This is a genomic window from Mitsuaria sp. 7 (genome assembly GCF_001653795.1).
GTDB lineage: Bacteria > Pseudomonadota > Gammaproteobacteria > Burkholderiales > Burkholderiaceae_C > Roseateles.
The window spans coordinates 5,634,331-5,654,846 of record NZ_CP011514.1 but is presented as its reverse complement, the minus strand read 5'-3'; the positions used below and the strand labels follow the sequence as shown (position 1 = coordinate 5,654,846).

Here is a 20,516-nt window from a genome sequence, read left to right as displayed (position 1 = left end):
GGCGCCACGATCATGAAGATCCGGACCTCTGCAGAACTGATGACTCACCTGCAATCCGACCTGGCGTGGCGCCTCGCGGAGATTCGCGAATTGCAGGCCTGCGTCACTTCAGCCAGGCGCAATCGCGTCGACGTCCACATCAGGGCAGGCGTCGCCATGCTGTATGCGCACTGGGAAGGATTCGTGAAAGGGGCGGCCAACGCCTATGTGGCCCACTTGGCGCATCGCGGTGACAGGAACCGCGATCTGAAGGATTGCTTCGTCGCCCTGAGCATGAGGACCTTGCTGGCACCGTTGGCGGAGACCGGCACGGCCAATGCCGCCATCGCAGCGGTAGCTTTCCTGCGAGCCCAGCAGGATCAAGCGACGCGCCTTTCGAAGGCCAGCATCGGGACAAACTCAAACTTGAACTCGAAGGTCTTCAAGAACATCGCCGAATGGCTCGACATCGACCATCGACCGTACTCGACGCGCTTTTCGACGCTGGATGAAGTCTTGCTGGCCAATCGAAACGCAATCGCGCATGGCGAGCATCTCTTCATCGACATCGTCCGCTTCCAGACACTCGTCGAGGAAGTCGTCGAGATGCTTCATTGGTTCAAGACCGATATCGAGAACGCCGTGGCTCAGAAGGCCTTCCTGACCGCCGTACCATCGGGTGTCGCCACATCAACCGTCGCCGCGCCAACAGCCAGCGGGCGGGAGCCTCCAAGCGCCACATGAGACAACCGACCGACACGCATGTCCACGACTTCTCCTTCGTCCGCGCCGACGAAGTCGCGCCGGAGATCCTCCACGCCGCTTTCACCGGCGCGTTCGCCGACTACCTGATCGGCCCGTTCCAGATCCCGTTCGCGCAGTGGCCGATGTTCCTCGCGCGGCAGGGCGTCGACCTGCCGCTGTCGCGCGTGGCGCTCGATGCGGCCGGCGCGCCGCTGGCGTTCGCGTTCGTCGCGCAGCGGCCGGTGTCGAACCGGTGGCGTCTCGCGACCATGGGCGCCCTGCCCGCCGCGCGCGGCACCGGGGCCGCGCCTGCATTGCTCGACGACTTCATCGCCCGCGCCGCAGCGGCCGGGATGCGCGCCGTGGAGCTCGAAGTCTTCGCGCAGAACGATCGCGCACGACGCCTGTATGAGGGACGCGGCTTCCGCAGGCAGCACGACCTCTTCGGCTACGTCGCCGAGCCCGGCGCGATCGCACCGTCGACGGCCGGAGCGCTCCACGCGATCGACATGCCGCATCTGCTCGCCTGGCTCGACGCCGCCGAGCGCCGCCTCCCCGACCTGCCGCTGCAGGTCACCGCGGCCACGATCCGGCATGGCATCGACTATCACGGCTGGCAGACCGCCGACAGCCAGATCGTCTTCAGCCTCCCCGACGAGACCGTCATGGTCCACAGCTTCATCGCGCCGCGGGAGGCCGACGCCCGCGCGCTGATCCAGGCCCTCGCCGCCGTGTACCCTGAGCGCCGTCTGCGCGTGCCGCAGCTGCAGCGCGAAGACCTCGGCGGTGCGGCGCTGCGCGCGCTAGGCGCCGTTCCGCAACCGCTGCACCAGCAGCTGATGCTGCGGCCGCTTTGACCCCAGGCCCCGGAGCTCGATCTTCCAGAGTTCCGGCACTTGTGAGGGAGGCCCGCTTTGGTTAGCGTGCCCCGCACCAACATTGAAGGGAAGCGTCCCACCATGCGATTCAAGCCCGCGGCACCCGCCGCCATCACCTTGGCCGTCCTGACCGCCCTGGTCGGCATCAACCACAGCGCCCTGGCCGCGCCGGCCGCGGCCGGGACCAGCGCCGTCACCACCGTCGGCGGCACGCTCAACGTGAAGCTGGAGAAGGTGAAGCTGGCCAACGGCTTCGAGGTGATCCTGGTCGAGGACCACCGCCTGCCGCTGGTGGCCTTCAACCTGTGGGTGCACGCCGGCCCGCGCAACGAGGCACCGGGACAGACCGGCTTCGCGCATCTGTTCGAACACCTGATGTTCGCCGGCACCCGACACATCCCGCGCGGCTCGGCCGACAAGATCATCGACGCCGCCGGCGGCACCGATTCCAACGGCTCGACCGACTTCGACCGCACGAACTACTTCTTCACGCTGCCGTCCAACCAGCTCGAACTCGGCCTGTGGCTGAAGTCGGACATGCTGGGCTACATGATCGACGAGGTCGATTCGGTCTCGCTGGCCAACCAGCAGGACGTCGTGCGCAACGAGCGCCGCCAGTCCGTCGAGAACCGCCCCTACGGCATCGTCGAGGAAGCGCTGTACCAGGCGCTGTTCCCGGAAGGCCATCCCTACCGCGCCACGGTGATCGGCTCGCACGCCGACATCCAGTCGATCAAGCTGAACGACGTCAAGGCCTTCGCCCGCAGCTACTACCGCCCGAACAACGCGACGCTGGTGCTGGCCGGCGACTTCGATCCCGCGCAGGCCAAGCAGCTGGTGCAGAAGTACTTCGGCCCGCTGAAGGCCGGCGATCCGGTGCCGCCGGTCAACGTCCCGCAGCCGAAGCTGACCGAGGAGAAGCGCGTCGAAGTCACCGACCGCATCGAGCTCCCGCGTCTGGACATCGCCTGGCACACGCCGGCCGTGTTCCAGCCGGGCGACGCCGAACTGGACCTCGCCTCGCACGTGCTGGGCGGCGGCAAGTCCAGCCGCCTCTACAAGACGCTGGTCTACGACAAGCAGCTGGCGCAGTCGGTGCAGGTGCAGCAGTACTCGCTGTCGCTGGGCTCGGTGTTCTCGGTCGAGGTGATCGCGCGTCCCGGCAAGTCGCTGGACGAGATCCAGAAGATCGTCGACGACGCGGTCGCGGAGCTGTCCGTCAATCCGCCGACGCCTGAGGAGATGGTCCGCGCCCGCGCCGCCATCGAGACCAGCACGCTGGCGCGCCTGGAGAAGGTCCAGGCCCTGGCGGACCAGATCAACTACTACAACCAGCAGGCCGGCGATCCGAACTACATCGGCAAGGACCTGGCGCGCTACCAGGCGATCACGCCGGAGAAGATCCGCGACGTCGTCGCGCAGCAGTTGAAGAAGGACGCGCGCGTCGTCGTGCTGGCCACGCCGGGCGAGCAGAAGCTGGCCGCTGAAGTCCCGACCCCGCCGGCGCCCGAGAAGGCGGGCAAGGGCGAGCGCGAGTCGATGAACCCCGACGTCGCCTGGCGCAAGACGCAGCCCAAGGGCGGCAAGGCCAAGGCCTCGGTGCTGCCGGAAGGCAAGCGCCTGACGCTGGCGAACGGCTTGACGCTGATCCACGTTCCGAACCCGGGCCTGCCGCTGGTGAGCGCGACGCTGGTCGTGCGCGCCGGCCAGACCGCCAACCCGGCGGACCGTCCCGGCCTGTCGAGCTTCACCGCCGGCCTCCTGCAGCAGGGCACGCAGACGCGCACCGCGCAGCAGATCGCCGACGAGGCCGCCGCGCTGGGCGCGGCGATCAGCAGCGGCGCGGGCCGCGACGAGGCCCGCATCGAAGCGAGCAGCCTGAAGCGCAACTTCGCGCAGACGCTGGCGCTGGTGGCGGATGTCACGCTGCATCCGGCCTTCGATGCCGCCGAGATCGCGCGCATGCAGAACCAGCGCCTGGCCGCGCTGCAGCAGCAGCGCGAGCAGGCGCCGGCTGTCGCGTCGGTCGTCTCCAACCGCGTGATCTACGGTGAAGGCCATCCGCTGGCCAAGGCCGCGATCGGCGACGAGGCCTCGATCAAGGCCACCGACGCCGCCGCGCTGCGCCAGTTCTGGGCGACGCACTACCGGCCCGACCAGGCCGCGCTGGTGGTCGCCGGCGACATCTCGGCCGATGAGCTGAAGTCGCTGGCCGAGCGCCTGTTCGGCGGTTGGGAACGCCCGAAGACGGCCGCCGCCGCGGTCGACACCGCCGCGCCCAAGCCCGTCGCCGCCCGCGTGATCCTGGTCGACAAGCCGAATGCGCCGCAGACCGCGCTGAGCGTCGTCGCGCCCGGACCGAAGTCGGGAACGCCCGACGCCGAGGACATCAAGGTGATGAACGCGGCGATGGGCGGTCTCTTCACGTCGCGCATCAACACGCAGCTGCGCGAGGTCAAGGGCTACACCTACGGCATCTACTCGGCGTACACGATGAACCGCGACAGCGGCCTGTTCGGCATCCGCGGCAGCGTGCGCACCGACGTCACCGGCCCCGCGCTGACCGACATGTTCAAGGAGATCGACGGCATGCGCGCCAAGCCGATGGGCGCCGACGAGCTGAACCGCGTGCGCAACGCGCAGCTGCTGGCGCTGCCGGGGCTGTTCGACACCAACCGCGTCGTGGCCTCGAGCTATGCCAGCGAGTGGGCCGTCGGCGCGCCGGCGGACAGCATCACGTCGCTGCCGCGCAAGTACGGCGCCGTGAACGCGAGCAGCGCCTACAAGGCGACGAAGACCTACGTCGATCCGGCCGCGCTGATCGTCGTGGCCGTCGGCGACAAGGCCAAGGTGCTGCCGCAGCTGGAGGCGCTCGGACGCAAGCCGCTGGAGATCCGCGACCTGCAGGGCGCGCCGGTCGATGTGACCGCACCCTCGGGTGCGGCCTCGGCCGCGAAGCCGTGATCGTCTGACGACAACGCATAACGGACGCCTCGGCGTCCGTTTTTCATTGCGTCGGCGATCCGCTCAACGCGTCGGCGGCAGTGCGGCACCCATCATCGCGAACAAGGTACCGCAGACGCGGTCGTGCAGTGCCATGACGCGATCGTGCGCCGACGCGGCGGGGGCGTTCAGGACGACGTCAGATGGTCGATCGCCGCCTCCACGCGGCCCCGGTCGTGCGTGCTCAGCCCGCGCGCGGCCTGCCGGTACTGCGCGAGCACCTCCGGCTCCGCGGGCAGATGCTCCGCCAGCGCGATCAGCAGTTCGGCGCGATCGAAGCCGGCGCTCATGCTGCTGGTGGCGCGCAGCACCTGCAGCGCGACCTCGCGGTCGACCTGGGTGCCGTCCATCAACGCGATGAGCGCGGAACGGCGGTCGAAGTCGCCCGAGATGCCCCGCACCGCATCGACATACGAGGCGGCGTAGGTCGCCGCGTCGCCATGCATCTGCTGCGCCGCCGCCGTGAGCACGGTGCGCCTGTCGAAGTCGCCGCCGATCAGGCCGCTCGCGGCGATCGCCGTGCGCAGGCGCTCGGGCGTGGCCTCGTGGTCCTCGTCGATCAGCGCGACGATCGCGATGCGCTTGTCGAAGTCGCCGCCGAAGCCGCGCACCGCCTGCTGCCACGCGGTCATCACGGCGGTGTCGTTGGCCAGTTGGGGCGACAGCGCCACCAGCACCAGACGACGATCGAAATCGCCCTTGAGCGTCGGGACCAATGCCAGCAGCTCGCGCTGCGGACCCGGCGCGAGCGTCCGATGCTCGATCAACGCGACGAACGCGGTCCGACGCTGGAAATCGTCCGTCATCCCGCCCGCCAGCGCGATCAGCTGCGACACGGTGTCGTCGCTCTGCGGGCCGCTGTCGAGCAGCGCCTCGATGCGGCTGCGGCGCGCCATCGCGTCCCGGGCCTTGCCGATGTCCGCGAGTGCGGCCTCGGTGCCGCCCGTGCGCAACAGGCGCTCCACGCGCGGGCCGCTGCCCTGGACGCTCTCCGCGATGAGCCCGATCTGGCCGGTGATCCACGCCTGCGCCTGTGCATCGATCGGCCGGCTGTCGCCATCGATCCAGAAGCGGCGCACCTGCCCGCCCTTGCCGTCCGCGGCGATCTCGACGCGACGCGTCACGCCGTCGGCCTTCTCCATGATCGAGAGCTTGTCGGCCAGCGAGACGACGTCGGTCTCGTCGCCGTTGAATTCCAGATCGCCCGAGAAGTTCACGCGGCGCTCGACGCCGTCGGCGATCACGACCTGCCGCGTGACCTTCAGGCCGCTGAAGGCGGACGAGAACGCGCCGCTGACCCCGCTCAGGTCGACGCTCAGCCGCGGCGCCTTGCCGACGACCAGCATCGGCACGGCCAGCGCCACGGCGCACAGGCCGCCGGCGATCAGCACGCGGCCCAGGCGGCGGCGCGCGGGCGTGGTGCCGGCCAGCGGCGAGCCTTCGAGCAACGCGTCCATCCGCGCCATCAACGGGGAGCGGGCGGCGGCCATCGCGCTGGCCAGCGCCGGCATGGAACGGGCGCCTCGCCGACCCTCGGCGGCGGCGGTCGCGGCGGCCATGTCGCGGGCGCAGACGTAGAGCCCCTCGGCCAGCGGCATCGCGCCGGCCTCGGCCGCGGCCCAGGCGTCGCAGGCCAGCTCGGCGAGCAGGTCCAGGCGGCGCATCGCGAGCCGGTTCATCGGCTGCAGCCAGCCGAGCTGCGACACCAGCCGGGCCGCCAGGCGCCAGGCCAGATCACGGCGGCGCAGGTGGGCGATTTCGTGCGCGAGGACCGCCACGCGCTGTTGTCCGTCGAGCGTGCGCATCAGGCGCTCAGGCAGACAGATCTGCCCGCCCGGCGCGACCAGCGGACTGGCCCAGTGCGGGCTCACGCGCAGCGTCGGCACGCGCACGCCGGCGATGCCGGCGAGTTCGGCGGCGGCCTGCTGGAGTTCCTCGTTGCCGCAGACGGGCAGCGCGCGCACCTGACGGCGCAAGCCCAGCCAGCGCACCAGCGTCAGGCCGAGGCCGAGCAGCGCCACCAGCGGCCAGGAGAGCAGCAGCGCGGCGAGGCCCTCGCGCAGGAACTCCCGACGCCGGAGCATCGATTCATCGGAGAGGTCGACCGGGTGATCGGCGACGACCGTCAGGTGATCGGCAGCCCGTTCGACCTGCAATCGCGCGGGCGACGTCGCGGTCACCGCCAGTGCCGAGGCGGACGTCGATGCATGCCCCTCACCGGTCGATGGGGTGGTGACCGTTCCCAGGTTCGGGACGACATCAGCGCCTGTGTCCTGCTCATGCTGCGCCAGTGCCAGCGTCGGCACCGGCGTCGGCGCCCAGACGTCCGGCAGGGCGATCCGCGTGACCTGCGTCAGCGGCTGCACGCTCGCCGTCAGCACGGCGCCGAAGAAGGCCGCACGCCAGAACGCCTCGCGCCACGCCGGGTGCTTCAGCCAGCCCGCGCGCTCCAGCGCCCAGACACCGCCCAGCAGCACCGTGCTGTGCAGCAGATAGTTCAACAGCCAGCCGGACAGGGCTTCAATCATGGCGGCCTCCCTTGCTCTTCAGCAGCGCGCGCATCCTGGCGAGGTCATCGTCGCCGAGTTCGCCCTCCGAGACCAGATGGCTCAGCAGCGCCTCGGGCTTGCCGCCGAACAGCGTGCTCAGCAGCCCCGACACCATGGAGCGCTGCACCTCCGGCTCGCTGACCGCGGCGCGGTAGACCAGCGCACGGCCGTCGCGCTCGCTGGCGATCAGGCCGCGCTTCTCCAGCCGCGACAGCAGCGTCGCCACGGTGGTGTGCGCCAGCGGGCGCTGCTGCTCGCGCAGGGCCTCGGCCACCTCGGCATTGCTGGCCCGCCCGCGCGTCCACAGCACGCGCATCAGCGCCAGCTGCAGTTCGCTGAGCGACACATCGCCCTTGCCGTCGTCGTTGATCGACTCGTCCATGATCGGATTCCGTATTTCTACACCTGTCGTACTACAACTGTAGAAGATCCAACGACGTTGCCGCAAGTGCCGGCTTCCTGGGACAAACCCTCAACCCGGGCTTCAGCACTTCCACCGCCGCTGGCCCTCACCCCTGCCCTCTCCCGCAAGCGGGAGAGGGAGCCCGACCGGCTCGCTCCTCTTTCCCCCTCTCCCGCTTGCGGGAGAGGGAGGGGTGAGGGCCGGGCTGGTGCGATACCGCGAAGGCTTGGCTTTCGGCTTTCGATGGCCCCGGCCCCGCGGCCACCGCGGGGCATCGGTCAGAATGAAAGACCTATGACCGACCTCAACGCCTACATGACCGGCGTCGGCGAGGCGGCCCGCGCGGCCGCGACGCTGATGGCCGCCGCCCCGACCGCCGCCCGGAACCTCGCGCTGCAGGCGCTCGCCCGCCGCCTGCGCGACGCGGGCCCGGCGCTCGCGGCGGCGAACGAACGCGACCTCGCCGCCGCCACCGAGGCCGGGCTGGAAGCCCCGATGGTCGACCGCCTGCGGCTGACCGCGAAGGTGCTGGCCACTGTCGCCGAAGGCTGCGAGCAGATCGCCGCAATGCCTGACCCCATCGGCGAGATCACCGGCATGAAACGCCGCCCGACCGGCATCAGCGTCGGCCAGATGCGCGTGCCGCTGGGCGTGTTCGGCATGATCTACGAGAGCCGTCCCAACGTGACCATCGAGGCCGCGTCGCTCGCGATCAAGAGCGGCAACGCCTGCATCCTGCGCGGCGGCTCCGAGGCGCTGCACAGCAACCTGGCGCTCGCCGCGCTGGTGGCGGACAGCCTTGAGGAAGCCGGCCTGCCGCGCGAGGCGGTGCAGCTCGTCAACACGACCGACCGCGCCGCGGTAAGCCTGCTGATCGCGATGCCCGCCTTCGTCGACGTCATCATCCCGCGCGGCGGCAAGGGCCTGATCGAGCGCATCAGCCGCGAGGCCCGCGTCCCGGTGATCAAGCACCTGGACGGCAACTGCCACAGCTACGTCGACGCCGAGGTCGACCTGGACCTGGCGGTGACCGTCGTCGACAACGCGAAGACGCAGAAGTACAGCCCCTGCAACGCGACCGAGTCGCTGCTGGTCCATGCGAAGCAGGCCGCCGATTTCCTCCCCCGCATCGGCATGGTGTTCGCCGCCAAGGGCGTGGAGATGCGCGGCTGCGAGCGCACGCTGGCGCTGCTGGACGCCGTGCCGCGCGACCTGCTCAAGCCCGCGACGGCCGAGGACTGGGACACCGAATACCTCGCGCCCATCATCAGCATCAAGGTCGTGGACTCGCTCGACGAAGCCATCGCGCACGTCAACCGGCACGGCTCGCACCACACCGACGCGATCCTCACGACCAATCACGTCAGCGCGATGCGTTTCCTGCGCGAGGTCGATTCGGCCAGCGTGATGGTCAACGCCAGCACGCGCTTCGCCGACGGCTTCGAGTACGGCCTGGGCGCCGAGATCGGCATCTCCACCGACAAGTTCCACGCCCGCGGCCCGGTGGGCCTCGAAGGGCTGACGTCGATGAAGTGGGTGGTGCTCGGCCAGGGCGAGATCCGGGGTTGATCCGGCCCGCCGAGCCGCCGGAACCGCCGGAGCTGATTAAGGCAGGCCCAGCACGTTCGCGTCCCTCGGCACGCTGATCCGATAGACCGCGCTGAAGCGCTGCGTCCTGCCGGGCTCCAGCGGCAGTTCCCACAACTGCACGCCGGGTCGGTTGTTCCAGTCGGATTGCGTCACCGCCGGCGAGAACTGCGTCTGCACGCGGATGTCGGCGTGCTCGCCGACCGGCGCGGCTTCCAGCACCTGCAGCGTCACCGGCCGGGTGCGTCGATTCTCGATCGCCCACTGACGCGTGACGACCCGCTCCCGCCGCGTGGCGATCAGACCGGTCTCCGCGCCGTCACGCTGTTCGGGACTGACGTCGACGCGCAGCCAATCGTCGGTGCCGAACGGCAAGGTCCACTCGGTGCCGTCATTCGGGCGGAACGGCGTGCTGCCGATCAGGCTGCCGTCGCGATACAGCTGCATCGGACCGTTCGGGAACGCGCCCGCCGGCCGCTTGGCCTCGGCGAACAGGTAGGCCTGGGCCTCGATCTGCGGCTGCACTCGCGCGATCAGGCGTGCATCCAGCGTCTGCTGTCCCAGCGTCAGCGACAGTTCCTGGCCGTTGCCCCGCAGCGTGACCGGTTGCGGCAGCGCGTATTCGGCGGCGAACTCGCCCTGGAAAACGGAAGCGTCGAAGTTCACCACCACGGGCGGCTCGGCCGTGCTGTTGTCCCCCGCCCGGCGGAACATCGGTGGGGGAGCGGCAGGGGCCGGCGCCGACATCACGGGCGCGGGATAGAAGCCCTGCGGCATGGGCGGCGCGGACACAGGCACGGGTGGCGGCGCCATCGAGATCCGCCAGATCGACAGCGCGCGCGGTGCGATCGCCTGCCGCGGCTGCTCGGTCGAGAGCCTCAGCCGGACGTCGTTCCAGTCCTCGCCGCTGCCCTGCGCGACGCGGGCCAGCCGCTCGACGGTCAGCGTGCCCTTGGCCGTGTCGAGCCGCCCCCGGTACTGCGGCGTCCAGCCGCTGTTGCGCACGCGGTAGGACAGCTTCACCGGCACCGCCGTCGGACTCGACAGGCGCAGCAGCACGACGCCCACCTGGCCGCTCAACGCCGGCTCGGCGGCGCGCGCGATGCGCAACTGCTGCTCGAGTTCGGCGATGCGCGTCTGCAGCGCCCGCTCGCGGGTGAGCAGTTCCTGGCCGCTGCGCCGCAGCGACTCGACCGAGGCGTTCAACGCCACACCCGGCTTGCCATCGCGGTCAGTGACGCTGCGCAGGTACTTGAGCGCCAGGTCGACGCCGCCCATCTCCGCATCGACGGCGCTGCGCTGCTGCTCGAGTTCCTTGATGCGCGGCGAGACGCGCTGGCACTCCGGCACCTGCTCGACCGGCAGCAGTTCCAGTTGCAGGTCTCCCAGCGACACGCCCGGCGCGGCCTCGGCCTGCAAGGTGTCGCGTTCCAGGTACGGCGACAGGCAGGCGAAGCGGGCCACGCCGGTCCCCGCGGGCGCGGTCAGCGTGCGTTCGACCTGGGCGCCGCCCGGATAGAGCAGCACCTGGCTGATCGCGCTCGCGCCCTGCGCGCGTGCCCCGCCCATGCCGCCCAGCGCGGCGCCCAGCACGATCGTGACCGCGGCGGCCCTCGTCGTGATCCGGCTGTCGAATCGCTTCATCGACCTCTCCCGTTGCATGTCCACACCCTCTGTGGCCGACGACGCTATCACGGTGCTGGCACACTTCCGGCCTGCCGCATTCCCTGTCAACCGCTGGTCCCCTGGCCACCCGCTCCCCATGTCCGACGCCGCCACCGCCCCGATTCCCGCCGTCCACGCCTCGTGCCGCAAGGCCTTGGTGCTGTTCTCCGGCGGGCAGGATTCCACCGCCTGCCTGGCCTGGGCGCTGGAGCGCTTCGCTGAGGTCGAGACCCTGGGCTTCGACTACGGCCAGCGCCACCGCGTCGAGCTCGACTGCCGCCAGACCGTGCGCGCACAGATCGCCGGACAGTTCCCGCAGTGGGCGGCCAAGCTCGGCGAGGACCACCTGCTCGACCTGAGCCTGCTGGGCCAGATCTCCGACACCGCGCTGACGCAGGAACGCGCGATCGAGCTGCAGGCCAACGGACTGCCCAACACCTTCGTCCCCGGCCGCAACCTGCTGTTCCTGACCTTCGCCGCGACGCTGGCCTACCGGCGCGGCGCGTCGGTGCTGGTCGGCGGCATGTGCGAGACCGATTTCTCCGGCTACCCCGACTGCCGCGACAACACCCTCAAGGCGCTGCAGGTCGCGCTCAGCCTGGGGCTGGACACGCCGATGACGCTGGAGACGCCGCTGATGTTCCTGACCAAGGCGCAGACCTGGGCGCTGACGGAGTCGCTGGGCGGCGAGGCCTTCAACGCGCTGATCATCGAGCACACGCACACCTGCTACCTCGGCGAGCGCAAGACCCGGCACCCGTGGGGCTGGGGCTGCGGCCACTGCCCGGCCTGCGAGCTGCGCGCCAAGGGCTGGAACGAGTTCCAGCAGGCGAAGACGGCCGGCAAGGCCGTCGCGCCATGATCCCCCTCAACGCCGCGAACGCGATCGACGCGGCCAGCGCCGTCAGCGCCGCCAGCGCCGTGCCGGCGATCCACTGGAACTGGTGGCTGTGGGGCCTGGCCGCGGTGGTGGCCTTCTGGAGCATCGGCGCCTACAACCGCGTGATGCTGCTGCGCAATGAGATCGGCAGGGCCTACGCGCAGCTGGACGACGCGCTGACGCGTCGTTTCGCCCACGGCGATCTGCTGCTGGAGCGGCTGCGCGAGCGCCTGCCCAGCGAGCAGGCCAGCCTGGACGCGCTGGCCTCGACGCAGGCCGAGGCTCGGGCCGCAGCGCAGGCGGTGCGCGCTCGACCCTACGCCGCGGATCCGGTGGCGCTGCTGGCGGTGGCCGCGGCGGTGCACGGCGCCGCGCTGACGCGGATGGTGTCGCTGGTCGAGCACCACGCGGAGCTGAACGCCGATCCGGACCTGGGTGGCGCCGTCGACGAACTCAAGATGATCGACCGCCAGCGCGCGTTCTCGCGGCAGGTCTTCAACCAGGCGGTGGACGCCTACAACGCGGCGATCCGGCAGTTCCCGACCCGCGTGCTGATGAGCTTCGTCGGCTTCAGCGAGGCGCGCAGCCTCTGAACTGAAACGCAAAGGGCCCGCCAGGCGGGCCCTCGTGACCGACCGCTGCAGGGATCAGCCCTTCTTGTTCTTCATCAGCGCGAGGAACTCCGCGCGCAGCGTCGCGTCCTTCAGGAACGAGCCGCGCATGACGCTGTTGGTCATCGTCGAGTCCATGTCCTTGACGCCGCGCCAGTGCATGCAGAAATGGTCCGCATCCATCACGATCGCGAGACCGTCCGGCTTGACGCGGTCCTGCAGCTCGTTGGCCAGCATCACGACCGCCTCTTCCTGGATCTGCGGGCGGCTCATGATCCACTCGGTCAGGCGCACATATTTCGACAGGCCGATCAGGTTCGAATGCTCGCTCGGCAGCAGGCCGATCCACACCTTGCCGATGATCGGGCACAGGTGGTGCGAGCAGGCGCTGCGCACCGTGATCGGGCCGACGATCATCAGCTCGTTCAGACGCTCGGCGTTCGGGAACTCGGTCACCGGCGGCGGCGGCGCATAACGACCCGCGAAGACCTCCTTCACGAACATCTTCGCCACCCGCTTGGCCGTCTCCTGCGTGTTGTGGTCACTGACAGTGTCGATCACCAGCGACTGCAGCACCTCCTGCATCCGCGCCTGCACCTCGGCCTGCAGTTGGTCGAGCTCGCCCGCCTCGATGAAGTCGGCGATGTTGTCGTTGGCATGATGGCGCCGGCCCGCCTGGACCAGCCGGTAACGGATGCGGTCGGAGGCCGGTAGCGCGGCCAGCTCTTCAGGGCTCAGGATGAGAGTGCTCGTCATGGGGAGGGATTGTCGCGGCATCTTCATGCCATTGCGAAAGCAAGGCTCTTGGCGGTAGCAGCGGCTCTTGCGAGGCTCTTGCGAGGCGCTTGCGTGCGAGAGGCCTGGCGCGGGCTCTCCACGATGCAGGAGGCCTCGCGTCCGCGAACCTCCAGCATCATTCCGGCCCCACAGGCACTCGCTGCCTTCGCCACTAAACTCCACCGGTGCCTGCCCCTTCTTCCCCGTCCCCTTCGCCTTCCAAGAACGCCGCGTCCGGCGGCGCGCCGCCGCTCCACCGGCTGCTGGCCGGCGCGGCCGATGCCGTGCAGGCCGTGCGCGAGGGCCACTCATTGACTGAGTGGCTCGCCCGTTCTCCCGCCGACATCCGACCCGGCGTGCAGGCTCTGAGCTTCACCGTGCTGCGCCGCCTGGGCGCGGCGCAGGTCGTGCGAGCCACGCTCGCTCCGAAGAATCCGCCGCCGAAAGTGGATGCGCTGCTGGTGACCGCACTGGCGCTGCTCTGGCCCGGCGAGACCGCTTACACCGATCACACGCTGGTCGACCAGGCCGTGCACGCCGTGCGCCAGCGCGCCCCCAACAGTGCGGGCTTCGTCAATGCGGTGCTGCGACGCTTCCTGCGCGAGCGCGAAGCGCTGGTCGCCGCCGCGGAGGCGGATCCCGTCGCCCGCTTCAACCATCCGCGCTGGTGGCAGGACCGCCTTCAAAGCGACTGGCCCGCCGAGTGGCAAGGACTGCTTCAAGCGAACCAGCAGAAGCCGCCGATGACCTTGCGAGTCAATCCGGCGCACGACAACCTCGACGGCTATCTCGCCCGCCTGCGCGAGGCAGGCATCGCCGCGCATCCCGCCGGTGCGCTGTTCCCGCAGGCCATCGTGCTCGACGAGCCGCGCCCGGTCCAGGCCCTGCCCGGCTTCGACGGCGGACATGCCTCTGTCCAGGACGCCTCGGCGCAGTTGGCCGCGCCGCTGCTGCTGGGCCAGCGGCGCCCGCAAGACCTGTCCCCGGGCGAGGCTTGGCCGGAACTGGGCGAGGGCGCACGGGTGCTCGACGCCTGCGCCGCGCCGGGCGGCAAGACGGCCCACCTGCAGGAACTCGCCGGCAACCGGCTCGATCTGCTGGCTTTGGACGCCGATGCCAAGCGCCTGGAACGGGTGAGGCAGAACCTGCAGCGTCTGAAGCTCGACGGCGCCGTGCGCGCGGCCGACGCGCGCGACACCGCCGCGTGGTGGGACGGCCGGCCGTTCGACGCGATCCTGCTGGACGCGCCGTGCAGCGCATCGGGCATCGTGCGCCGGCATCCGGACGTGCGCTGGCTGCGCCGGCCGGACGACATTCCGTCGCTCGCACGGATCCAGGCCGAGCTGCTCGAGGCGCTGTGGCCGCTGCTCAAGCCCGGCGGCCGCCTGGTCTACGCGACCTGCTCGGTCTTCAAGGCCGAAGGCCAGGACCAGATCGACGCGTTTTTGCAACGCCATGGCGATGCAAGGTCGCGTCAGTTCGACCAGGGGGCCGGGCATCTGCTGCCGCTCGCGGACAATGGTCCGCAGGACTCCGCCTCCGGCGCGACTGCCGTCACCGACGGCTTCTATTACGCGCTGTTGCAGAAGACCTGACCCCAGAACTTCCCCCCTGAATCCGTCCGCGTGTCTCCGCCATCCCGTCCCGCTCCGCTGCGTTCCTGGTGGCAGCACCTGACCCTGGTCGGTGTGCTGCTGGCGCTGCACGGCTGGACGCTGGCCCAGGGCGTCGCCCTGCAGGTGCTGAACGCGGAACGCGTGGAGGACGGCCTGGCCCTGAGCTTCAGCACCCGCTTCGAGCTGCCCAAGCAGGCCGAGGAGGCGCTGCTCAAGGGCGTGGCGGTCTATTTCGTCGCCGAGGTCCAGGTCTTGCGCAACCGCTGGTACTGGCGCGATGCCCGCGTCGCGCAGGCCAGCCGGACCTGGCGCCTGACCTGGCAGCCGCTGACGCGGCAGTACCGCGTCAGCACCGGCGGCCTGCACCAGAGTTTCGACACGCTCGCCGAGGCGATCTCGTCGCTGCGCGGCGTGTCCGGGTGGCGTGTCGCCGAGACCAAGGACATCGAGGACGATGGCCGCTATTACCTGGAGTTCAGCTACAAGCTGGACACCGCGCAGCTCCCGCGGCCGATGCAGATCGGCCTGGGCGGCAGCCAGGGCTGGGCGTTGAGCGTCGACCGCAATGTCACACTGACGCTGGAGGCCCCCTCCACGCCACCGCCCAACCGCCCTCAGCCTTGAGCACGCGGACCTTGCCTACGTCACCCCTGCGCCGCCTGTCCATCGCTTGTCCGCCGCTTTCACCCTCCCCCCGATTCAGCAAGGACCCTGACCAGTGACCAAGTCGGCGCGTCTGGCGTGGTTGATTTCCGTGACCGCGATCGCGGGAGCCAGCGGCATGCTGGCCTTCCTGCTGTCCATCAGCACGACCGCGCAACGCGGCTTCCTGGAACGCCACTACGTCTGGCTGTTCTGGGTCAACGTCGCGGTCGCCACCGCGCTGATCGTCGTCATCGGCGTGGCGGGCACCCGGCTCGCGCTGCGGGTGAAGCGCGGCCGCTTCGGCAGCCGGCTGCTGCTCAAGCTCGCCGGGATCTTCGCGATCGTGGGCGTGGTGCCAGGTCTGCTCATCTACACGGTCTCCTATCAGTTCGTGAACCGGAGCATCGAGAGCCTGTTCGACCAGCGCCTGGCCAGCGCGCTGGAGGCCGGCCTGGCGCTGGGGCAGGACACGCTGGAGAACCTGCGCACCGAGCAGACCGTGCGCACCCGCGCCGCGGCCGAGCGATGGGAAGACGGTGCGCTGGCGCCGCTGGCGCTGGAGCGGCTGCGCGACCAGCTGGGCGCGCGCAGCGTGGCGCTGATCGCGGGCAACGGCCAGGTCGTGCTGTCCGCGGGCGGCGAGTCGAGCGAGATCCCCGCGCGCCCCAGTGCGACGCTGATCTCGCAGGCGCGCAGCAACGGGATCGCCTCGCGGCTGGAAGGGCTGGAGGACGAGCAGGCGGCGATGCAGGGCGAGGCGCGCATCCGCTCGCTGGCGCTGCTGCCGAGCAGCGGGCTGCAGCTGACCAATAGCGACCGCTATCTGATGGTCGTCAAGCAGATCTCCGGCAAGGTCATCAGCAACGCGCTGAACGTGTCGGCGGCGAACCAGGAGTACCTGCAGCGCTCGCTGTTGCGCGACGGCCTGCGACGCATGTACCTGGGCACGCTGACGCTGGTGCTGATCCTGGCGGTGTTCGCGGCGCTGCTGCTGGCGGTGGCGTTGTCCAACCAGCTGGTGCAGCCGCTGCTGCTGCTGGCCGAGGGCATGCGCGAGGTCGCGACCGGCGACCTGAAGGCCAAGCCCGTGTTCCGCTCGCGCGACGAGCTGGGCGGGCTCACGCGCTCGTTCGCGGACATGACGCAGCAGCTCGCCGATGCGCGCGCGCTGGTCGAGCTCAGCGTGACGCAGCTCGAAAGCGCCCGCACGCATGTGCAGACCATCCTCGACAACCTGACGGCCGGCGTGATCGTGTTCGACGCGGATCGCCGCATCGAGACCGTCAACCCCGGCGCGACGCGCATCCTGAAGCTGCCGCTGTCGGCCTATGTGGGTCGGCCGCTGGAGGACCTGCCCGTGCTGACCGCGTTCAGCAAGGACATCTGGCAGCGCTTCGAGCTGCAGGGCTCCGAGTCCGGCGAGCGCGAGCACTGGCAGGATTCGTTCGAACTGCAGCTCGATGAGAAGACCGCGCTGACGCTGCTGCTGCGCGGCGCGCTGCTGCCGCAGGACGCGCGGCTGCTGGTGTTCGACGACATCAGCGAGGTCGTCTCGGCGCAGCGCTCGGCCGCGTGGAGCGAAGTGGCGCGACGGCTCGCGCACGAGATCAAGAACCCGCTGACGCCCATCCAGCTGTCGGCGGAGCGGCTGCAGTTCAAGCTCGAGTCCAAGCTCGAAGGCAACGACCAGGCGATGCTGGTGCGCTCGGTGGGCACCATCGTCAACCAGGTCCAGGCAATGAAGCAGCTGGTCAACGAATTCCGGGACTATGCTCGGCTGCCCGCGGCCAAGCTCCTGCCGCTGGATCTGAACGGGCTGGTCGCCGAAGTGCTGACGCTGTACGCCGAAGCCCAGGAAGCGGGACAGTTGAGAGCCGATCTGGCGACCGATCCGCCGCTGATGATGGGCGACGCGCCGCAACTGCGGCAGGTCATCCACAACCTCGTGCAGAACGCGCTGGATGCGGTCAGCCATCAGCCGGACGGCCACGTGACGGTGCGGACGCAGAAGGCCTTGACCGAAGCCGGCGAGCTGCGGGCGCTGCGGCTGGTGATCATCGACAACGGGCCGGGTTTTGCGGAGAACGTGTTGAAGCGTGCCTTCGAGCCCTACGTCACGACCAAGACCAAGGGCACGGGGCTCGGGCTTGCCGTGGTGAAGAAAATCGCCGACGAGCACGGCGCCCGGATCCGCTTGGTGAATCTCCCAGCAGCCGGCGGCGGCGATCAGCCGCCGAGCGGCGCACAAGTTTCGTTATCATTTTCAAAACTCGCGACTGCACCGAGCCCTGCGCAGGACGCGCCTCGGCCGCGTGAACAGTAGGCATACATGGCAACCATTCTTGTTGTTGACGACGAACTGGGCATCCGCGCCCTCTTGTCAGAAATCCTCTCCGACGAGGGGCACACCATCGAACTCGCACAGAACGCCCAGCAGGCGAGGGCGAGCCGCGAGCGATCGCGTCCGGACCTGGTGCTGCTGGACATCTGGATGCCGGACGTCGACGGCATCACGCTGCTCAAGGAGTGGGGCAGCACCGGGCAGTTGACGATGCCGGTCATCATGATGAGCGGCCACGGCACGATCGACACGGCGGTCGAGGCGACCAAGTTCGGCGCGATGGCCTTCCTGGAAAAGCCGATCACGTTGCAGAAGCTGCTGCGCGCAGTCGAGCAGGCCCTGGTGAAGACGACGCCCCGCCCCGCTCCGCCGGCGGCGCCGGTGATCGGGACGGTGATCGGCAACAGCTATCCGCGCCCGGAGTCGCTGCCGCCGATCGCCCCCGGCACGATGCCGGTCCAGACGGCCGGCCTGGCCCCGGTGACGCCGCTGCCGCATCAGGGCCTGGCGTCCGAACAGGTCTTCGAACTGGACCGCCCACTGCGCGAGGCACGCGATGCCTTCGAGAAGAGCTATTTCGAGTTCCACCTGGCCAAGGAAAACGGCTCGATGACCCGCGTGGCCGAGAAGACCGGCCTGGAGCGCACCCACCTGTACCGCAAGCTGAAGCAACTCGGCGTCGATTTGTCGAGGAACAAGAGAGGCAGCGGAATTTAGTGTTATAGTCGCTGTCTTCGTTGTTCGGCACGGGTCGCAAGATCCAGGACAGCGGAGCGAGAGACCCAGTCTCACGGCCAAGTAGCTCAGTTGGTAGAGCAGCGGATTGAAAATCCGCGTGTCGGTGGTTCGATTCCGCCCTTGGCCACCAGATTCAAGAAAGCCCGGCTCTGCCGGGCTTTCTGCTTTCTGGCGTCGCCTGAATGGAAGACGCCAAAGCGCCGGGCGATGCCTGTCGCACTCAGCGCGTGATGATGTCCCGATGCATGGGCGCGAGCAGCGCCAGCAAGCGGTTCTGCACCGCGAACGGCACCTGCTGGTCATCCATTGCGAACTGCAGGTCCTCGACCAACGCATTGAAGTCGGCCTTGTCCAGCGCCAGGTGGGCATGCGAGTTCTTCATCGTCTCGCCCTCGTATTTGCACGAGCCGCCGCTGAGCACGCAGAACTGGTTGCGGATCGATTCCTTCAGCGCCTTCGGATTGACGCCGTCGAACTTCTTCTTGATCCGGTCGTCCGCGTAGGCGCGATCGACCATGCCGTCCACGATGCGGGCGATGCCCTCCTCGCCACCCAGCGAGCGGTACAGCGCGTCATCCGCCGCGTTCGCAGGGGCGCCCACGCCCATGCCGATCAGCAGCGCCAGCGCGCCGGCCGTCCACATCCTTCGAGCAGATCGCATCGTCCAGGCCTCCTCGTCGGTTCGTCGTCGGTTCGTTGCCGTGGCGTCGCGCCGGGGATCAGTACGCGAACTGGATCGACCCGTAGACCCCACGCTGTCGCCGCGGCTGGACGCCGGGCACCACGCGACCGAGGTCCACATACGCCGCCGTCAGCGAGACGTGCTTGTTCGGCGCCCAGGCGACGAACACGTCCTTCCAGTCATCCTCGCGCAGCGCGTCGCCGAGGACCGACGGGTTGAGCTTGTCGGGCTTCATGCGGTACTCCGCGCCGATCGCCCACTGCTTGTTGATCAGATACGCGACCGACACCTCGGGCATCAGCGAATACCGGCCGCTCGCCGTGCCGCCGAAGCCCAGCAGACCGTTCTGGTTCGCGCGTGTCGCGCGCAGCGTCACGTTCACCAGCGTGCTCTGCGCCAGGAACAGCTTGGTGGCGCTCAGGTAGACATCGACGCCGTTGCGCTTCGCGCCGAGCGCGCTCAGCGTCGGCGCGAGACCGCCCGCATCGAGATGCTTGTATTCGACGCCCAGCGCGATCTGAGGCATCCAGGTGTCCGCGTCGAGCACCGCATCCCCGACCAGCCGGAACTTGGCGCCGAGGATCGTCTGCTTCAGCTTGAGCCCCGGCAGGCCGAGCGCCGCGCCCGTGCCGCCCGCGCTGAAGTCCTGCTTCGCGATCGACAGCTCGGCGCGCTCGCCGAAGGCCACGGACGCGCCGTAGCCGGACAGGCTGTAGTCCTGCACCGGCAGCCGCGTGAAGTAGGCGGTCGCGCCGACCTGACCGCTGGTGGCATAGCTGCCGGTCAGGGCCCAGGGGGTCAGGCCTCCACCCGCGGCGCCGTCGATGCTGCTCACACCACCGGTGAGCAGCAGCTTGCCCTGCGCTTGCGCGGCACAGGCCAGCGGCACGACCAGCAGCAAGGGGGCAAGCGTTCGGATCATTACCAGGCGCCAGTGTTGGCCATCGAGATCCACGGCTCGGCCGGCGGCAGCGCCGGACCGTCCTGCAGCAGTTCGACGGAGATGTTGTCGGGCGAGCGCACGAAGGCCATGCGGCCATCGCGCGGCGGGCGGTTGATGAGCACGCCGGCATCCATCAGGCGTTGGCAGGCGGCGTAGATGTCCGGCACCGCGTAGGCGACGTGACCGAAGTTTCGCCCGCCGGTGTAGACCTCGGCGTCCCAGTTGTAGGTGAGTTCGATCTGGGCGTCTTCGTCGCCAGGCGCGGCAAGGTAGACCAGCGTGAAGCGGCCGGCCTCATGCTCGGTGCGGCGGACTTCCTGCAGGCCCAGCGCGTCGCGGTAGAAGTTCAGGGAGGCCTCGAGATCGGTCACGCGGACCATGGTGTGCAGATACTTCATGAGCGGTCGGCGGATGGCGTTGGGAGAATGGAAACGGAATGATGCATTGTGGCCGCAGCGAGCCCGGCGCGCATGCG

The 20,516-nt window shown here is 69.5% G+C and carries 17 protein-coding genes and 1 tRNA gene; 11 read left to right on the top strand and 7 right to left on the bottom strand.

Annotation, left to right across the window (positions count from 1 at the left end; all coding sequences use genetic code 11):
• Positions 1-12 precede the first annotated feature (12 nt).
• The 3 genes from ABE85_RS24860 to ABE85_RS24850 all read left to right on the top strand — a co-directional run bounded on the left by ABE85_RS24860 (position 13) and on the right by ABE85_RS24850 (position 4,565).
• A complete protein-coding gene (locus ABE85_RS24860) occupies positions 13-723 on the top strand; it encodes an MAE_28990/MAE_18760 family HEPN-like nuclease (RefSeq protein WP_157522896.1) in 711 nt (236 codons plus the stop codon).
• Positions 720-1,580 (top strand): N-acetyltransferase, encoded by an 861-nt coding sequence (locus ABE85_RS24855; RefSeq protein WP_067281183.1) that lies wholly within the window; start codon positions 720-722, stop codon positions 1,578-1,580. Before ABE85_RS24860 ends, ABE85_RS24855 begins: the two co-directional genes overlap by 4 nt.
• A 102-nt stretch (positions 1,581-1,682) precedes the next feature.
• Positions 1,683-4,565: a pitrilysin family protein gene (locus ABE85_RS24850; RefSeq protein ID WP_067281182.1), complete on the top strand. Its 2,883-nt coding sequence runs from the start codon at positions 1,683-1,685 to the stop codon at positions 4,563-4,565.
• A gap of 167 nt (positions 4,566-4,732) precedes the next feature.
• Here the strand turns inward: ABE85_RS24850 and ABE85_RS24845 are convergent, their stop codons facing one another.
• Entirely contained in the window at positions 4,733-7,132 is a 2,400-nt protein-coding gene (locus ABE85_RS24845; RefSeq protein WP_067281180.1) for a M56 family metallopeptidase, read from the bottom strand.
• A complete protein-coding gene (locus ABE85_RS24840; protein WP_067281177.1) occupies positions 7,125-7,535 on the bottom strand; it encodes a BlaI/MecI/CopY family transcriptional regulator in 411 nt (136 codons plus the stop codon). Before ABE85_RS24840 ends, ABE85_RS24845 begins: the two co-directional genes overlap by 8 nt.
• 315 nt (positions 7,536-7,850) lie before the next feature.
• Between ABE85_RS24840 and ABE85_RS24835 the strand changes: the two genes are divergently transcribed.
• A complete protein-coding gene (locus ABE85_RS24835) occupies positions 7,851-9,125 on the top strand; it encodes a glutamate-5-semialdehyde dehydrogenase (RefSeq protein WP_067281176.1) in 1,275 nt (424 codons plus the stop codon).
• A 36-nt stretch (positions 9,126-9,161) separates the two neighbouring features.
• On the opposite strand, the gene ABE85_RS24830 is transcribed toward ABE85_RS24835, so the two are convergent.
• Positions 9,162-10,787: a DUF4139 domain-containing protein gene (locus ABE85_RS24830; protein WP_067281174.1), complete on the bottom strand. Its 1,626-nt coding sequence runs from the start codon at positions 10,785-10,787 to the stop codon at positions 9,162-9,164.
• 118 nt (positions 10,788-10,905) lie between these two features.
• Here ABE85_RS24830 and queC point away from each other — a divergent pair, with 118 nt between their 5' ends.
• Both queC and ABE85_RS24820 read left to right on the top strand, forming a co-directional pair.
• On the top strand, positions 10,906-11,670 hold the full coding sequence (queC, locus tag ABE85_RS24825; protein WP_067281171.1) for a 7-cyano-7-deazaguanine synthase QueC: 765 nt from the start codon (positions 10,906-10,908) through the stop codon (positions 11,668-11,670).
• Positions 11,667-12,281, top strand: coding sequence for a LemA family protein (locus ABE85_RS24820; protein WP_082938926.1), 615 nt, complete (start codon positions 11,667-11,669; stop codon positions 12,279-12,281). Before queC ends, ABE85_RS24820 begins: the two co-directional genes overlap by 4 nt.
• Before the next feature lie 54 nt (positions 12,282-12,335).
• Here ABE85_RS24820 and folE read toward each other — a convergent pair whose 3' ends face one another.
• Positions 12,336-13,055: a GTP cyclohydrolase I gene (gene folE, locus ABE85_RS24815; RefSeq protein WP_067281169.1), complete on the bottom strand. Its 720-nt coding sequence runs from the start codon at positions 13,053-13,055 to the stop codon at positions 12,336-12,338.
• 206 nt (positions 13,056-13,261) lie between these two features.
• Between folE and rsmB the strand changes: the two genes are divergently transcribed.
• From rsmB to ABE85_RS24790, 5 genes are all read left to right on the top strand, one after another.
• Complete coding sequence (rsmB, locus tag ABE85_RS24810; RefSeq protein ID WP_082938925.1) at positions 13,262-14,671, top strand: 16S rRNA (cytosine(967)-C(5))-methyltransferase RsmB; 1,410 nt, start codon at positions 13,262-13,264, stop codon at positions 14,669-14,671.
• Positions 14,672-14,701: 30 nt separating this feature from the next.
• Positions 14,702-15,316: a DUF4390 domain-containing protein gene (locus ABE85_RS24805; RefSeq protein WP_067281167.1), complete on the top strand. Its 615-nt coding sequence runs from the start codon at positions 14,702-14,704 to the stop codon at positions 15,314-15,316.
• Between the two features lie 94 nt (positions 15,317-15,410).
• The gene (locus ABE85_RS24800) at positions 15,411-17,660 is read left to right on the top strand and encodes an ATP-binding protein (protein WP_067281165.1); all 2,250 of its coding nucleotides are present in this window, start codon (positions 15,411-15,413) and stop codon (positions 17,658-17,660) included.
• 6 nt (positions 17,661-17,666) lie between these two features.
• A complete protein-coding gene (locus ABE85_RS24795; RefSeq protein WP_067281163.1) occupies positions 17,667-18,395 on the top strand; it encodes a response regulator in 729 nt (242 codons plus the stop codon).
• A 75-nt stretch (positions 18,396-18,470) separates the two neighbouring features.
• Positions 18,471-18,546: transfer RNA gene (locus tag ABE85_RS24790), tRNA-Phe, on the top strand.
• Positions 18,547-18,636: 90 nt separating this feature from the next.
• Here ABE85_RS24790 and ABE85_RS24785 read toward each other — a convergent pair.
• Genes ABE85_RS24785 through ABE85_RS24775 form a run of 3 tightly spaced genes read right to left on the bottom strand, consistent with a single transcriptional unit; the run spans position 18,637 to position 20,439 of the window.
• Entirely contained in the window at positions 18,637-19,077 is a 441-nt protein-coding gene (locus ABE85_RS24785; RefSeq protein WP_067281160.1) for a group 1 truncated hemoglobin, read from the bottom strand.
• 58 nt (positions 19,078-19,135) lie between these two features.
• Positions 19,136-20,020, bottom strand: coding sequence for a DUF3034 family protein (locus tag ABE85_RS24780; protein WP_067281159.1), 885 nt, complete (start codon positions 20,018-20,020; stop codon positions 19,136-19,138).
• Complete coding sequence (locus ABE85_RS24775; protein WP_067281157.1) at positions 20,020-20,439, bottom strand: VOC family protein; 420 nt, start codon at positions 20,437-20,439, stop codon at positions 20,020-20,022. Before ABE85_RS24775 ends, ABE85_RS24780 begins: the two co-directional genes overlap by 1 nt.
• Between the last annotated feature and the right edge of the window lie 77 nt (positions 20,440-20,516).

Excerpts from the sequence above, each read along its gene's own strand:
- ABE85_RS24835 (WP_067281176.1), top strand. The coding sequence starts at position 7,851 with ATGACCGACCTCAACGCCTACATGACCGGCGTCGGCGAGGCGGCCCGC.
- ABE85_RS24855 (WP_067281183.1), top strand. The coding sequence starts at position 720 with ATGAGACAACCGACCGACACGCATGTCCACGACTTCTCCTTCGTCCGC.
- ABE85_RS24830 (WP_067281174.1), bottom strand. The coding sequence starts at position 10,787 with ATGAAGCGATTCGACAGCCGGATCACGACGAGGGCCGCCGCGGTCACG.
- ABE85_RS24775 (WP_067281157.1), bottom strand. The coding sequence starts at position 20,439 with ATGAAGTATCTGCACACCATGGTCCGCGTGACCGATCTCGAGGCCTCC.
- ABE85_RS24820 (WP_082938926.1), top strand. The coding sequence starts at position 11,667 with ATGATCCCCCTCAACGCCGCGAACGCGATCGACGCGGCCAGCGCCGTC.
- ABE85_RS24860 (WP_157522896.1), top strand. The coding sequence starts at position 13 with ATGAAGATCCGGACCTCTGCAGAACTGATGACTCACCTGCAATCCGAC.
- ABE85_RS24785 (WP_067281160.1), bottom strand. The coding sequence starts at position 19,077 with ATGCGATCTGCTCGAAGGATGTGGACGGCCGGCGCGCTGGCGCTGCTG.
- ABE85_RS24840 (WP_067281177.1), bottom strand. The coding sequence starts at position 7,535 with ATGGACGAGTCGATCAACGACGACGGCAAGGGCGATGTGTCGCTCAGC.
- folE (WP_067281169.1), bottom strand. The coding sequence starts at position 13,055 with ATGACGAGCACTCTCATCCTGAGCCCTGAAGAGCTGGCCGCGCTACCG.
- ABE85_RS24795 (WP_067281163.1), top strand. The coding sequence starts at position 17,667 with ATGGCAACCATTCTTGTTGTTGACGACGAACTGGGCATCCGCGCCCTC.
- ABE85_RS24850 (WP_067281182.1), top strand. The coding sequence starts at position 1,683 with ATGCGATTCAAGCCCGCGGCACCCGCCGCCATCACCTTGGCCGTCCTG.
- ABE85_RS24845 (WP_067281180.1), bottom strand. The coding sequence starts at position 7,132 with ATGATTGAAGCCCTGTCCGGCTGGCTGTTGAACTATCTGCTGCACAGC.
- queC (WP_067281171.1), top strand. The coding sequence starts at position 10,906 with ATGTCCGACGCCGCCACCGCCCCGATTCCCGCCGTCCACGCCTCGTGC.
- ABE85_RS24780 (WP_067281159.1), bottom strand. The coding sequence starts at position 20,020 with ATGATCCGAACGCTTGCCCCCTTGCTGCTGGTCGTGCCGCTGGCCTGT.